The 12,672-nt window shown below is 71.7% G+C and carries 12 protein-coding genes; 7 read left to right on the top strand and 5 right to left on the bottom strand.

All coding sequences use genetic code 11. The annotated features are described in order from the left end of the window. Nucleotides 1-2 precede the first annotated feature (2 nt). From ABZT93_RS08300 to ABZT93_RS08285, 4 genes are all read left to right on the top strand, one after another. Nucleotides 3-1,949 (top strand): fumarate reductase/succinate dehydrogenase flavoprotein subunit, encoded by a 1,947-nt coding sequence (locus tag ABZT93_RS08300; RefSeq protein ID WP_356100767.1) that lies wholly within the window; start codon nt 3-5, stop codon nt 1,947-1,949. Next, a complete protein-coding gene (locus ABZT93_RS08295; protein WP_356100765.1) occupies nt 1,946-2,695 on the top strand; it encodes a succinate dehydrogenase/fumarate reductase iron-sulfur subunit in 750 nt (249 codons plus the stop codon). The genes ABZT93_RS08300 and ABZT93_RS08295 overlap by 4 nt, the downstream gene beginning before the upstream one ends. Before the next feature lie 270 nt (nt 2,696-2,965). Continuing rightward, nucleotides 2,966-3,736 (top strand): GNAT family N-acyltransferase, encoded by a 771-nt coding sequence (locus ABZT93_RS08290; RefSeq protein WP_356100764.1) that lies wholly within the window; start codon nt 2,966-2,968, stop codon nt 3,734-3,736. Beyond that, nucleotides 3,736-4,773 carry a lysophospholipid acyltransferase family protein gene (locus tag ABZT93_RS08285; protein WP_356100763.1) on the top strand — a complete coding sequence of 346 codons (1,038 nt, stop codon included), beginning with the start codon at nt 3,736-3,738 and terminating at the stop codon, nt 4,771-4,773. Before ABZT93_RS08290 ends, ABZT93_RS08285 begins: the two co-directional genes overlap by 1 nt. Here ABZT93_RS08285 and ABZT93_RS08280 read toward each other — a convergent pair. Beyond that, nucleotides 4,740-7,088 carry an excinuclease ABC subunit UvrA gene (locus ABZT93_RS08280; RefSeq protein ID WP_356100761.1) on the bottom strand — a complete coding sequence of 783 codons (2,349 nt, stop codon included), beginning with the start codon at nt 7,086-7,088 and terminating at the stop codon, nt 4,740-4,742. The two genes, ABZT93_RS08285 and ABZT93_RS08280, sit on opposite strands and share 34 nt — an antisense overlap. 10 nt (nt 7,089-7,098) lie before the next feature. After that, entirely contained in the window at nt 7,099-8,097 is a 999-nt protein-coding gene (locus ABZT93_RS08275; RefSeq protein ID WP_356100760.1) for an LLM class flavin-dependent oxidoreductase, read from the bottom strand. A gap of 84 nt (nt 8,098-8,181) precedes the next feature. Here ABZT93_RS08275 and ABZT93_RS08270 point away from each other — a divergent pair, with 84 nt between their 5' ends. Further along, nucleotides 8,182-8,853 carry a nucleotidyltransferase domain-containing protein gene (locus tag ABZT93_RS08270; RefSeq protein ID WP_356100758.1) on the top strand — a complete coding sequence of 224 codons (672 nt, stop codon included), beginning with the start codon at nt 8,182-8,184 and terminating at the stop codon, nt 8,851-8,853. A gap of 36 nt (nt 8,854-8,889) precedes the next feature. On the opposite strand, the gene ABZT93_RS08265 is transcribed toward ABZT93_RS08270, so the two are convergent. Together ABZT93_RS08265 and ABZT93_RS08260 are read right to left on the bottom strand one after the other, a co-directional pair. Continuing rightward, nucleotides 8,890-9,300, bottom strand: a complete 411-nt coding sequence (locus ABZT93_RS08265; protein ID WP_356100757.1) for a (2Fe-2S) ferredoxin domain-containing protein — start codon at nt 9,298-9,300, stop codon at nt 8,890-8,892. Nucleotides 9,301-9,354: 54 nt separating this feature from the next. Next, the gene (locus tag ABZT93_RS08260) at nt 9,355-10,560 is read right to left on the bottom strand and encodes a right-handed parallel beta-helix repeat-containing protein (RefSeq protein ID WP_356100755.1); all 1,206 of its coding nucleotides are present in this window, start codon (nt 10,558-10,560) and stop codon (nt 9,355-9,357) included. Between the two features lie 85 nt (nt 10,561-10,645). Between ABZT93_RS08260 and ABZT93_RS08255 the strand changes: the two genes are divergently transcribed. After that, complete coding sequence (locus tag ABZT93_RS08255) at nt 10,646-11,137, top strand: hypothetical protein (protein WP_356100753.1); 492 nt, start codon at nt 10,646-10,648, stop codon at nt 11,135-11,137. Nucleotides 11,138-11,171: 34 nt separating this feature from the next. Here the strand turns inward: ABZT93_RS08255 and ABZT93_RS08250 are convergent, their stop codons facing one another. Further along, nucleotides 11,172-11,387 carry a dodecin gene (locus ABZT93_RS08250; protein ID WP_356100751.1) on the bottom strand — a complete coding sequence of 72 codons (216 nt, stop codon included), beginning with the start codon at nt 11,385-11,387 and terminating at the stop codon, nt 11,172-11,174. Between the two features lie 91 nt (nt 11,388-11,478). On the opposite strand from ABZT93_RS08250, the gene ABZT93_RS08245 reads away from it, so the two are divergent. Continuing rightward, on the top strand, nt 11,479-12,660 hold the full coding sequence (locus tag ABZT93_RS08245) for an aminotransferase class I/II-fold pyridoxal phosphate-dependent enzyme (RefSeq protein WP_356101447.1): 1,182 nt from the start codon (nt 11,479-11,481) through the stop codon (nt 12,658-12,660). Nucleotides 12,661-12,672: the final 12 nt, after the last annotated feature.

Genomic DNA, 12,672 nt, shown 5'->3' with positions numbered 1-12,672 from the left:
ACATGACCTACGTCGACTACCCGACCGGCGAGCCGCTGACGGACGGCAAGGCGCCTTCCGGGCCCATCAACGAACGCTGGGACAAGCGCCGTTTCGAGGCCAAGCTGGTCAACCCCGCCAACCGGCGCAAGCACACCGTGATCGTGGTCGGGACCGGCCTCGCCGGCGGCTCCGCGGGCGCCACCCTCGCCGAACAGGGCTACCACGTCGTCCAGTTCTGCTACCAGGACTCCCCGCGCCGCGCCCACTCCATCGCGGCTCAGGGCGGCATCAACGCGGCCAAGAACTACCGCAACGACGGCGACTCGATCCACCGCCTCTTCTACGACACCGTCAAGGGCGGCGACTTCAGGGCGCGCGAGTCCAACGTCCACCGCCTGGCACAGATCTCGGTGGAGATCATCGACCAGTGCGTGGCGCAGGGCGTGCCCTTCGCGCGGGAGTACGGCGGCCTGCTCGACACCCGCTCCTTCGGCGGGGTGCAGGTCTCCCGGACCTTCTACGCCCGGGGCCAGACGGGACAGCAGCTGCTGCTGGGCGCGTACCAGGCGCTGTCGAGGCAGATCGCGGCCGGGAACATCGAGATGCACCCGCGCACCGAGATGCTCGACCTGATCGTCGTGGACGGGAAGGCACGCGGGATCGTGGCCCGGGATCTGATCACCGGGCGTATCGACACCTACTTCGCGGACGCGGTCGTCCTGGCCTCCGGCGGCTACGGCAACGTCTTCTACCTGTCGACGAACGCCATGAACTCCAACGCGACGGCCGTCTGGCGGGCCCACCGCCGCGGAGCGCTCTTCGCCAACCCGTGCTTCACGCAGATCCATCCGACGTGCATCCCGCGCACCGGCGACCACCAGTCCAAGCTGACGCTGATGAGCGAGTCGCTGCGCAACGACGGCCGGATCTGGGTGCCGAAGGCCAAGGGCGACACCCGGCCGCCGAACAGGATCCCCGAGGACGAGCGCGACTACTACCTGGAGCGCGTCTACCCCTCCTTCGGCAACCTGGTCCCCCGCGACATCGCCTCCCGCGCCGCGAAGAACGTCTGCGACGAGGGCAGGGGAGTGGGGCCCGGCGGACAGGGCGTCTACCTCGACTTCGCCGACGCCATCCGGCGGATGGGACGGAAGGTCGTCGAGGCCAAGTACGGCAACCTCTTCGACATGTACCAGCGGATCACCGACGAGGATCCGTACGAGGTGCCCATGCGGATCTATCCCGCCGTGCACTACACGATGGGCGGGCTGTGGGTCGACTACGACCTCCAGACCACGATCCCCGGCCTGTTCGCGATCGGCGAGGCCAACTTCTCCGACCACGGGGCCAACCGCCTCGGCGCCTCCGCGCTGATGCAGGGCCTGGCCGACGGCTACTTCGTGCTGCCGGCGACCATCAACGACTACCTTGCCCGCAACCCGCACCAGGACACGGTGACCGACGAACACCCCGCCGTGCAGGAGGTGCTGGCGGAGACCGGCGACCGGCTCAACCTGCTCCTCGCCGTCGACGGGGACCGTACGCCCGACTCCTTCCACCGTGAACTCGGTGAACTCATGTGGGAGTTCTGCGGGATGGCCCGCACCGACTCCGGCCTGCGCAAGGCGCTGGAGCGCATCCCGCAGATCCGCGAGGAGTTCTGGCGCCGCATCAAGGTCCCCGGCACCGGCGAGGAGTTCAACCAGTCGCTGGAGAAGGCGAACCGTGTCGTCGACTACCTGGAGCTCGCCGAGCTGATGTGCCTCGACGCGCTGCACCGCGCCGAGTCCTGCGGCGGCCACTTCCGCGAGGAGTCCCAGACGCCCGACGGCGAAGCCGCCCGCCGGGACGAGGAGTTCGCCTACGCGGCGGCCTGGGAGTTCACCGGCACCGGCGAGGCTCCCGTCCTGCACAAGGAAGACCTGGTCTTCGAGTACGTCCACCCCACTCAGCGGAGCTACGCATGAAGCTCACCCTGCGCGTCTGGCGGCAGAAGAACGCCGACGCCGACGGCGCCATGTCCACGTACGAGGTGGACGGCATCTCGTCCGACATGTCCTTCCTGGAGATGCTGGACACCCTCAACGAGGAGCTCATCCTGCGCGGTGAGGACCCGGTGGCCTTCGACCACGACTGCCGCGAGGGCATCTGCGGCGCGTGCTCGCTCGTCATCAACGGCGACGCACACGGACCTGAGCGGACGACCACCTGTCAGCTGCACATGCGGTCCTTCTCGGACGGCGACACGATCGACGTCGAGCCGTGGCGGGCGTCCGCGTTCCCCGTGATCAAGGACCTGGTCGTGGACCGGTCGGCCCTCGACCGGATCATCCAGGCCGGTGGATACATCACGGCGCCCACGGGTGCGGCACCCGAGGCCCATGCGACGCCGGTCCCCAAACCCGACGCCGACTTCGCCTTCGAGCACGCCGAGTGCATCGGGTGCGGGGCGTGTGTCGCCGCGTGCCCCAACGGGGCGGCGATGCTGTTCACCTCGGCGAAGGTCAACCATCTGAACGTGCTGCCGCAGGGGGCCCCGGAGCGGGAGACCCGGGTCCTCGACATGGTGGAGCAGATGGACGAGGAGGGCTTCGGCGGCTGCACGCTGACGGGCGAGTGCGCGACGGCCTGCCCCAAGGGGATCCCGCTGGTCTCCATCACCAGCATGAACAAGGAGTGGCTGCGGGCGACCCGGAAGGTCGCCAAGCGCTGAGAGACGTTCGCCGACAAGGTGCGGACGGGTGGGGCCGGACGTGGTGCTCAAGGCCGGCCCCACCAGGATGTCCAGAAGCGGTCGCCTCCCCCCGGTCACCGCTGGGACACCGGCCGGTCGACGGAGTCGGAGGCTCCCGACACCTTGCCCGAGCCGTTCAACCACCGCACATCCGCGCTCTCGGAACCCGTCACGTACACGCCAACCGGCGTCGGGAGAACAGGGACAGCGGCACCGCTCGCCGCCTCCGCCTGTGACCTGGAGAGTGCCATGACCGGCGTTTCCACCCTCGACCGACCCCCGCAGAGCGTCGCCCCCACCCGCTACACCGTCACCCTGGCCCGCGACGAGGACGACGTACGGGCCGCGCAGCGGCTGCGGCACGACGTGTTCGCCGGGGAGATGGGTGCCCTCCTGGCCACCCCGGAACCCGGCCTCGACGTGGACGGCTTCGACGCCTACTGCGACCACCTGCTCGTCCGCGACACCGTCACCGGCCAGGTCGTCGGCACCTACCGACTGCTGCCCCCGGAGCGCGCCGCCGTGGCGGGACGCCTCTACTCCGAGAGCGAGTTCGACCTCGCGCCGCTCGACGCGATCCGCCCGGGACTCGTCGAGGTCGGCCGCTCCTGCGTGCACCCCGACCACCGCGACGGGGCCGTCATCGGCCTCATCTGGGCCGGGATCGCCCGCTACATGGTGGACCGCGGCCACGACTGGCTGGCGGGCTGCTGCTCCATCCCGCTCGCCGACGGCGGCGCGCTCGCGGCCGGCACCTGGGACCGGGTGCGAACCAAGTACCTGGCTCCCGAGGAGTTCCGGGTACGGCCCCTGCTGCCCTGGGAGCCCGCGGACGGGACACCCGCCGCGCACACCGAACTTCCCCCGCTGCTGCGCGGTTACCTCCGCCTCGGCGCCTGGGTGTGCGGACAGCCCGCCCACGACCCGGACTTCGGGGTCGCCGACATGTATGTACTGCTGTCGATGCGCCGGGTCAACGCCCGGTATCTGCGGCACTTCCTCTCGCTCGTCCCGGCCTGATGAGCGTCTGGCTGCCCAGCGCGCCCTGTACCCCTGGGGCGTGTGTGGAGCGGGTGGGATCCGCCACGGCCGTACCCCGGGCCGTGCTGCGGCTCCTCACGGTCACGGCGGTGCTGCTCGCCGGGATCGCCCTGCTGCCGGTCGGCCGGTGGATTCCGGCCGGCGCGGTCAGATGGTGGTGCCGGGCGGTGGTGCGGGCCTCGGGGGTCAGGGTCCGGCTGTCCGGGGCCGCCACACCCACGGGCGGGGTACTGCTGGTCGCCAACCACATCTCCTGGCTGGACATCCCGCTGCTGGCCGCCGTACGCCCCGCCCGGATGCTCGCCAAGTCCGAGATCCGCCGGTGGCCGGTGGCGGGCTGGCTGACGGCTCGCAGCGGTGCGCTGTTCATCGAGCGGGACCGGCTGCGTGCCCTCCCGGACACGGTCGCCCGCATCGCCGAAGCGCTGCGCGGGGGCGCCGCCGTCGCCGTCTTCCCCGAGGGGAGCACCTGGTGCGGCCGCGCCCAGGGCCACTTCCGCCGCGCGGTGTTCCAGGCGGCCCTGGACGCCGGGGTGCCCGTCCAGCCGGTGAGCCTGCGCTACCTGCTCGTCGACGGCGGTTCCAGCACGGCCCCCGCCTTCATCGGCGACGACTCACTGCTCACGTCGGTGTGGCGGGTGGTGTCGGCGCGGGGGCTGCTGGCCGAGGTGGAGGTCCCGGCCCCGGTCACCCCGGACATCCACCCCGACCGCCGCTCCCTGGCCCGCGCGGCACAGTCGAGCGCGTGCCACGGGCGGACGGGGGAGCACGCGGCCGTGTCGCCGACGCCGGGCGACGGCACGGGGCGGCGTCGCAGGACACCCGAGCCCGACGCCCACGCCGGTCCTCCTCGCGCCGGGGAACGGAGCCGGACGGTCACGTCGAGCGCCCGTGCCGGGCAGGGCGCCGTAACACTGTCCTCCGTCCCGGCCACGAGTCGCCCCGTAGCCCCACCGCCAAGCCCCCCGTCGCACCGACGGAGTCACGTGCCCGAGCCCAGGGCCCGTGCCAGATAGGGCGCCGTAGCGCTTCCCGCGACCCCCGCCACGTCGTTCGGCACTCCCGCCGCCACGATCCGGCCGCCCGCGTCCCCGCCGCCGGGGCCCAGGTCGATCACCCAGTCCGCGCCCGCCACGACCGACATGTCGTGTTCGACGACGATCACCGTGTGCCCGGCGTCGACGAGGCCGTGCAGTTGGCGCATGAGGACCTCGACGTCGGCCGGGTGGAGACCGGTGGTGGGTTCGTCGAGGAGGTACAGGGTGTGGGCGCCGCGGACACGCTGGAGTTCGTTCGCGAGCTTGATGCGCTGGGCCTCGCCGCCGGAGAGTTCGGTGGCGGGCTGGCCGAGGCGGAGGTAGCCGAGGCCGACGTCGAGGAGGGTGGCGAGGCTGCGGGCCACGAGCGGGGTGTCCGCGAAGAAGTCCGCCGCCGACTCCACCGTGAGGTCGAGGACTTCGGCGATGTTCCTTCCCCGGTACGTCACTTCGAGTGTCGCGGGGTTGTAGCGGGCCCCGCCGCAGTCCGGGCAGGGGGCGTACGTGCTCGGCAGGAAGAGCAGCTCGACGCTCACGAACCCCTCGCCCTGGCAGGTCTCGCAGCGTCCCCCCGCCACGTTGAAGGAGAACCGGCCCACCCCGTAGCCGCGTTCACGCGCCTCCTCGGTGGCAGCGAAGACCTTGCGCACCACGTCGAACAGGCCCGTGTAGGTGGCCAGGTTGGAGCGCGGGGTGCGGCCGATCGGCTTCTGGTCGACCGAGACCAGACGGCCCACCCCCTCCGACTCCTGCGTGATCTCGCCGACCAGCGTGGACTTGCCCGAGCCCGACACCCCGGTCACCGCGGTGAACACACCGAGCGGGAACTCGGCCGTCACCCCGCGCAGGTTGTGCCGGTCGACCGGACCGACCTGCAACCGGCCGCGCGGCGAACGCACTTCCCGCCTCACCGCCGGGGAGCGGTCGAACAGGTACCGGGCGGTGGCGGACTCCTCGACCGTCGCCAGCCCGCTCACCGGACCGCTGTGCAGCACCCGACCGCCGTGCTCACCCGCCCGCGGCCCGACGTCCACCAGCCAGTCCGCGCCCCGCATGACGTCCAGGTGGTGCTCCACCACGAACACCGAGTTGCCGGCCGCCTTCAACCGTGCCAGCACGGTGAGCAGGGCCTCGGTGTCCGCCGGGTGCAGTCCGGCGGAGGGTTCGTCGAGGACGTACACCACTCCGAACAGCCCGGACCTCAACTGGGTCGCGAGGCGCAGTCGTTGGAGTTCGCCCGCGGACAGGGTGGGGGTCGGGCGGTCCAGGCTCAGATAGCCGAGGCCGAGCTCGACGACGGGCGCGATACGGGACTTGAGGTCCTCGGTGAGCACGCGCGCGGTCTCGCCCCGGCCGACCAGCAGGGCGGCCAGCTCGGTCAGTGGCAGAGCCGCGAGGTCGGCGATCGTGCGGCCCGCGAAGGTGACCGCCATCGCCTCCGGGCGCAGTCTGCTGCCGCCGCAGAGCGGACACGGGGCGGACACCAGAAACCGTTCCGCCTTCGCCCTGAGCGTCTGGCTCTTGGAGTCCGCGAACGTCTTCAGGACATAGCGGCGGGCGCTCATGTACGTGCCCTGGTAAGGGCGTTGGATACGGTCCGCGTCCCGCACCGGGTGCACGGTGACCACCGGCTGCTCGTCGGTGAACAGGATCCACTCCCGCTGCTCGGCGGGCAGCTCACGCCACGGCCGGTCCACGTCGTAGCCGAGCGCGTCGAGGATGTCCCGCAGGTTCTTGCCCTGCCAGGCGCCGGGCCACGCGGCGATGGCGCCCTCCCGGATCGACAGCGACGGGTCGGGTACCAGCGACTGCTCGGTCGTACGGTGCACGCGGCCCAGGCCGTGGCACTCCGGGCAGGCGCCGACCGCCGTGTTGGGGGAGAAGGAGTCGGAGTCGAGCCGTTCGGCACCCGGCGGATAGTCACCGGCCCGGGAGAACAGCATGCGCAGCGAGTTCGAGAGATTGGTGACCGTCCCCACGGACGAGCGGGAGGTCGGTGCCGAACGCCGCTGTTCGAGCGAGACCGCGGGCGGCAGCCCGGTGATCTCCCCGACCTTCGGCGCCCCCACCTGGTGGATCAGCCGCCGTGCGTACGGGGCCACCGACTCGAAGTACCGTCGCTGGGCCTCCGCGTAGATCGTCCCGAAGGCCAGCGAGGACTTCCCCGACCCGGACACCCCCGTGAACACGGCCAGCACATCCCGTGGGACATCGACATCCACACCCTTGAGATTGTGCTCACGGGCACCGCGGACGCGGACGTAAGGGTCGTGGGAGCCGTTCGGGTCGTGCATGACGACGACTCTAACCGGAGGTGATCGTCGCCAGCCGCCGGTAGGAGTCCAGCAGGGCCTCGCGGTCGTACGTACTGGTCGTGACCAGCACCTCCTGAGCCCCGGTCTCCTTCAGGACCGCCTCCAGCTCGTGGGCGACGTGCTCCTCGGTGCCCGCGATGTGCCCGGCCAGCCCGGCCTCGTAGAAGCCCCGCTCCTTGGCCGTCATCGGGAGCGTCTCGACGCGCTCGGCGGGCGGCAGCGGCGGGAAGGTGCCGTGGGTCCGGGAGTACGCCATCGACCAGGCCTCCGGGATCAGCAGGCGCCGTGCCTCCTCGGGAGTGGCGGCGACCGCGACCGTGCCCGAGATGACGACGTACGGCTCGGACGCCCAGGGGGAGGGGCGGAAATGCGCGCGGTAGTGGTCGATGCCCCGCTGCATCTTCTCGCGGTTCCTGAGGTCGCCGATGACCATCGGCAGGCCCGCGCGGGCCGCGATCGCGGCGCCCTCGCCCATGGCCAGCACGAACGGCGGCACCGTCAGACCCTCGGCGGGGCGGGCGCGCACCCCCGTCGGGGAGGTGCCGCGGAACCAGCCCAGCAGCTCCTCCAGCTGTACGGCGAAGTCGTCGGCGTCGTCCTTGCCGCGGCCCAGCGCCTTTCGCACGCCGTCGGTGAAGCCGACCGAGCGCCCCAGGCCCATGTCGATCCGGCCGGGGAAGAGGGACTCCAGCACTCCGAACTGCTCGGCGACGACCAGGGGTTGGTGGTTCGGCAGCATCACGCCACCGGTGCCGACCCGGATCGTGTCCGTGGCCGAGGCGACGGCGGCTGCCAGCACCGTCGGCGCGGAGCCCGCGACTCCGGGCACACCGTGGTGCTCCGACACCCAGAACCGGTGGTAGCCGAGCCCTTCCAGCTCCCGCGCCAGCCGGACGGTGTCCTGGAGAGCCTGCGCGTTCGTGCCGCCCTCGCGGGTGCGGGAGCGGTCGAGGACGGAGAAGCGGGTGGCGGCGGTCAGGGAACTCACACCCGGTTCAACGCCTGACCGGTCGAGGTATTCCGCCGGAAAACCGGATGACCGCGATCGCCGCAGGTCAGCACAATGGGCCGGGTGACCGTCCAGAACATCCTGCTCTCCGGCATCGTCGGCTCGACCGCGTACGGACTCGCCCGCGAAGGCTCCGACGTGGACCGGCTCGGCATGTTCGCCGCGCCCACCGAGACCCTGCTCGGCCTGCGCACACCGAAGGAGTCCCACGTCACCACGGCACCGGACCGCACCCTGCACGAGGCGGCGAAGTGGTGCCGGCTCGCCCTCGGCGGAAATCCGACCGTCATGGAGCTGGTGTGGCTGCCGGAAGAGATGTACGAGGTGCGCACCCCGCTGGGCGACGAACTCATCGGCATCCGCGGGTCGTTCCTGAGCGCCCAGCGGGTCCGGGACGCCTATCTCGGGTACGCCACCCAGCAGTTCAGGAAACTTCAGAGCCGCGACGGCGACCACCGCACCGCCAAGCACGCCCGGCACCTGAAGCGGCTGTGCCACCAGGGCCTGGAGCTGTATACCGCCGGGCGGCTCACGGTGCGGGTCGAGGACCCCGAGGAGTACCACCGCTTCGGGGACGCCGTCGCCGCCGACCCGGCCTCGGCCCGGTCGCTGCTGGCTCACTACGAGACCGCGTTCGCCGAGACGCCGAGCGTGCTGCCGGACCGACCGGACGAGGCCCCGGCCGAGGCGTGGCTGCGCCGCGTCCGCGCGGAGTTCTACGACACGGCCGCGTGAGCGTGAGCTTCAGTGGTCTCGTGGTCGCAGGTGGCGTCAACGGCGACGTCGGGAGCGCACCCTGGCCTCCCGCGGCGGCTCGATGAACTGCAACTCCAGCGTCAGCGGCGGCTCGGCCACCCCCGGGCCGCCCGCCGCCGCCCACTGCACGACCTCCTCGGTGCCCGCGTCGTCCATGACGAACCCGATCCACGCGGCCCGCCCACCCGCCCGGCGTCCGGCCGCCGACGGGCGCACGACGATGACGTTCGCCTGGTCGCAGGGGCCCAGGCAGTCGGTCGTGCGGACCTGGAAGCCGTGCTCGGCGGCCCCGGCCCGCAGCAACTCCAACTGCCAGGCGTGGTCGACGCCGGGGTGCTTGCGGGCGTCGCCGCAGCAGCAGCCCCGGCAGACGACGAGGGTGCAGGAGCCGGAGCCGGTCAGGAAGGTGCGGGGCGTCGGAGACATGGGAGAAGCATGCAACCGGCACTGATCGCGGAGTGCGGGCGGGGTGCTCTGGAGTCAGAAGCGCGCTCCGACGGCCGCCCCGCTCCGCGGCACCAGGAAGGAGGGGGCCGACGGCAGGGAGCCCTCGGCCGCACGTGCCCCGGTGATGGCCGTCGTGTCCGTGCTCAGCACCGACGAGGCGTTCCAAGCGCCGCCCAGATTCCAGGAGTTCCCGCTGGAGACGGTCGCCGAGCCCACGGCGGCCGCCTTGGGGTCGGCGACGGACAGGTTCGCGGTCAGGTGGGCCGTGCCGCCCACGACGTCCGCGTCGAAGCCGGTGTTGCCGTTGGCCCAGGTCGTGTCGCGGGTCAGGGTGAGGGCGCCGGAGTTGCCGTTGTCGGTGACGCCGTGCGCCGCGTTCTTGAAGGCGATCGAGTTGCGCAGGGTGTGCGCCACCGCCGGTGCCGGACTGCCGCCGCCGAGCTTGAAGCCGTTGCCGTCGCCCGCGAAGTCGGGGAAGTTCCAGCGGTTGAAACCGTTGCCGTACGCGAGCGTGTTCTCGATGAGGACCGGCGAGGTGAACTTCCAGTCGTCGAAGCCGTCGTCGACGTTGTTCCACAGCCGGGCGCCCCGCACGACGTTGCCGGTGCCCGAACCCTCCTTGATGGCGAGGCCGTCCGCGCTCTCGCCGTTCTTGCGCGGGTCGCGGTTGGCCCAACTGTCCAGGTTCAGGATCTGGTTGTCGCTGGAGGCGCCCTGGAGCTGGAATCCCGACTCGTAGTTGTCGTGGGTCCTCAGCCGAGCGAAGACATTGCCGTTGCAGCCGTCGCAGTACACCCCGTACGGGCCGTTCACGATCTCCAGGTCCGAGATCCGCCAGTAGGACGCCTCCTGGTGGATGGTCCCGCGCTCGGCCCGCGGGATGCTGCCGCCGACCGGGGTGTGGCTCGCGGCCAGTTGCTCGCCGTCGATCACGACCCGTTCGCCCTGGTAGGCGCCCAGGGTGATGGGCTGGGACGCGGTGCCCGAGGTGGCGATGGTGATGTTGTCGGTCAGGGCGTACGTCCCCCCGCGCACGGCGATGGTGTCGCCGGGCCTCGCGAGGTCGACGGCCCGCTGGATCGTCCGCAGCGGCTGGGCGAGCGTGCCCGGGGCGCTGTCGCTCCCGTTGGTCGCCACCACCCGGGTGGTCGGTGCCGCGGACGCCTCGGTCGCGGGTAAGGCCGTGGCCAGGGCCGCGCCGACCAGTGCCGCCGTCCAGATCGCCGTGTTCACACGCATGAAGTCTCCCGCCTCGGCCCTGCTGCTCTGTCGAGGGGGAGTGGTCGCCCGGGGCGGGAAGGTTGCCGGGTCTAGGGTGGGTGAGGTGACCGACAGCGACAAGCTCCCGCTCGCCGTGTTCGACCTGGACAACACCCTGGCCGACACGGCCCACCGACAGCGGTTCCTGGAGCGCAGGCCGCGCGACTGGGACGGCTTCTTCGCGGCCGCGCCCGAGGATCCGCCCCTCCAGGAGGGCATCGCGCTGGTGCTGGAGAGCGCCGAGGAGTGCGAGATCGTCTACCTCACCGGACGGCCCGAGCGCTGCCGACATGACACGCTCGCCTGGCTCACCGCGCAGGGGCTGCCCGAGGGACGCGTGTACATGCGGCGCAACGACGACCGGCGGCCCGCCCGGCGCACCAAACTGGAGATCCTGAAGCGGCTCGCCCGCACCCGGGAGATCCGGGTCCTGGTGGACGACGACGAGTTGGTCTGCGAGGACGCCCGACGGGCCGGCTTCACCGTCGTACGGGCATCCTGGACCGCCCCTTCCGCGACGCTGGAGGTGGCGCAGGAGCGGGAGGGGCGGACGTGAGCGGCTGAGGGCCGTCAGCCGCCCCGGCGGGCCGTCAGTCGGACTCGTCGAGGCGGAAGCCGACCTTCAGCCCCACCTGCCAGTGCTGGATCCGTCCGTCCTCGATCTGGCCCCGCACCTGGGTCACCTCGAACCAGTCGAGATTGCGCAGGGTCTGCGAGGCGCGGGCGATGCCGTTGCTGATCGCCTGGTCGACGCCGTCCGGCGAGGTGCCGACGATCTCGGTCACCCGGTAGGTGTGATTCGTCATGGTTCCACCGTGCCCCAGGCGGCGGCGGAGCGCGAGTGGTCCGCCGGTTCGTCGAGGGGCGAAGGCCGCCTATCTTGGGCCCATGGACGGTATGCCGCGAGACATCCCAGCCCCCGTCACCGACAATCCGCTGCGCCGGCTCACCCTGGAGCAGTTGCGACGACGTACGAGCATGAAATGGCGGACGTACCCGCAGGACGTGCTGCCGTTGTGGGTCGCCGAGATGGACGTCCCCCTGGCCGAACCGGTCGCGCGGGCCGTCCGGGACGCGGTGGCGCTGGGAGACACCGGGTATCCGGCCGGGACGGCGTACGCCGAGGCGTTGGCCGACTTCGCGGGCAAGCGGTGGGGCTGGGACGGGCTCGCGGTGGAGCGGACGGCGATCGTCCCGGACGTGATGCTGGGCATCGTCGAGATGCTCAAGCTGGTCTCCGGTCCGGGTGACCCGGTGGTCGTCAACTCGCCCGTGTACCCGCCCTTTTACCAGTTCGTCGGGAACATGGACCGGAAGGTCGTCGAGGCCCCGCTCGGTGAGGACGGCCGGATCGACTTCGAGGTCCTGGAGGACGCCTTCGCGCGGGTCCGCAAGGGCGCGGCCCGGCCCGTCTATCTGCTGTGCAGCCCGCACAACCCGACCGGCGCCGTGCACTCCGCGGAGGAACTGGCGGACGTGGCGGGGCTGGCGCAGACGTACGGGGTGCGGGTCGTGGCCGACGAGATCCACGCCCCGGTCGTGGCGGCGGGCGCGAGGTTCGTTCCCTACCTGAGCGTTCCCGGCGGGGGAAACGGGCTGTCCTTGATGTCGGCGTCCAAGGCGTGGAACCTGGCCGGGATCAAGGCCGCCGTGGCCGTCGCCGGGCCCGGGGCGGCCGACGACCTCGCGCGTCTTCCCGAGGAGGTCGGTCACGGCCCGAGCCATGTCGGCGTCCTCGCCCACACCGCCGCCCTGCGGGACGGCGGCGCCTGGCTCGACGCCCTGCTCGCAGGCCTCGACGACAACCGCCGGCTGCTGGCCGAACTCCTCGCCGAGTCACTGCCCGCCGTGCGCTACGAACCGGCCGAGGCCACCTTTCTGGCCTGGCTGGACTGCCGTGCGCTGGAGCTGGGCGACGATCCGGCGGCCGTGTTCCTGGAGCGCGGCCGGGTGGCCCTGAACTCCGGCCTTCCGTTCGGTACCGGGGGCGCAGGCTTCGTCCGGCTGAACCTCGCGACATCGCCCGAGCTGATCACCGAGGCGGTACGGCGCATGGCCGGGGCCCTCGACGGGCACTGACGGACCGTCGCT

The sequence above is a fragment of the Streptomyces sp. NPDC005303 genome (genome assembly GCF_040607335.1).
Classification (GTDB): domain Bacteria; phylum Actinomycetota; class Actinomycetes; order Streptomycetales; family Streptomycetaceae; genus Streptomyces.
This window is presented reverse-complemented; position numbering and strand designations above follow the sequence as displayed.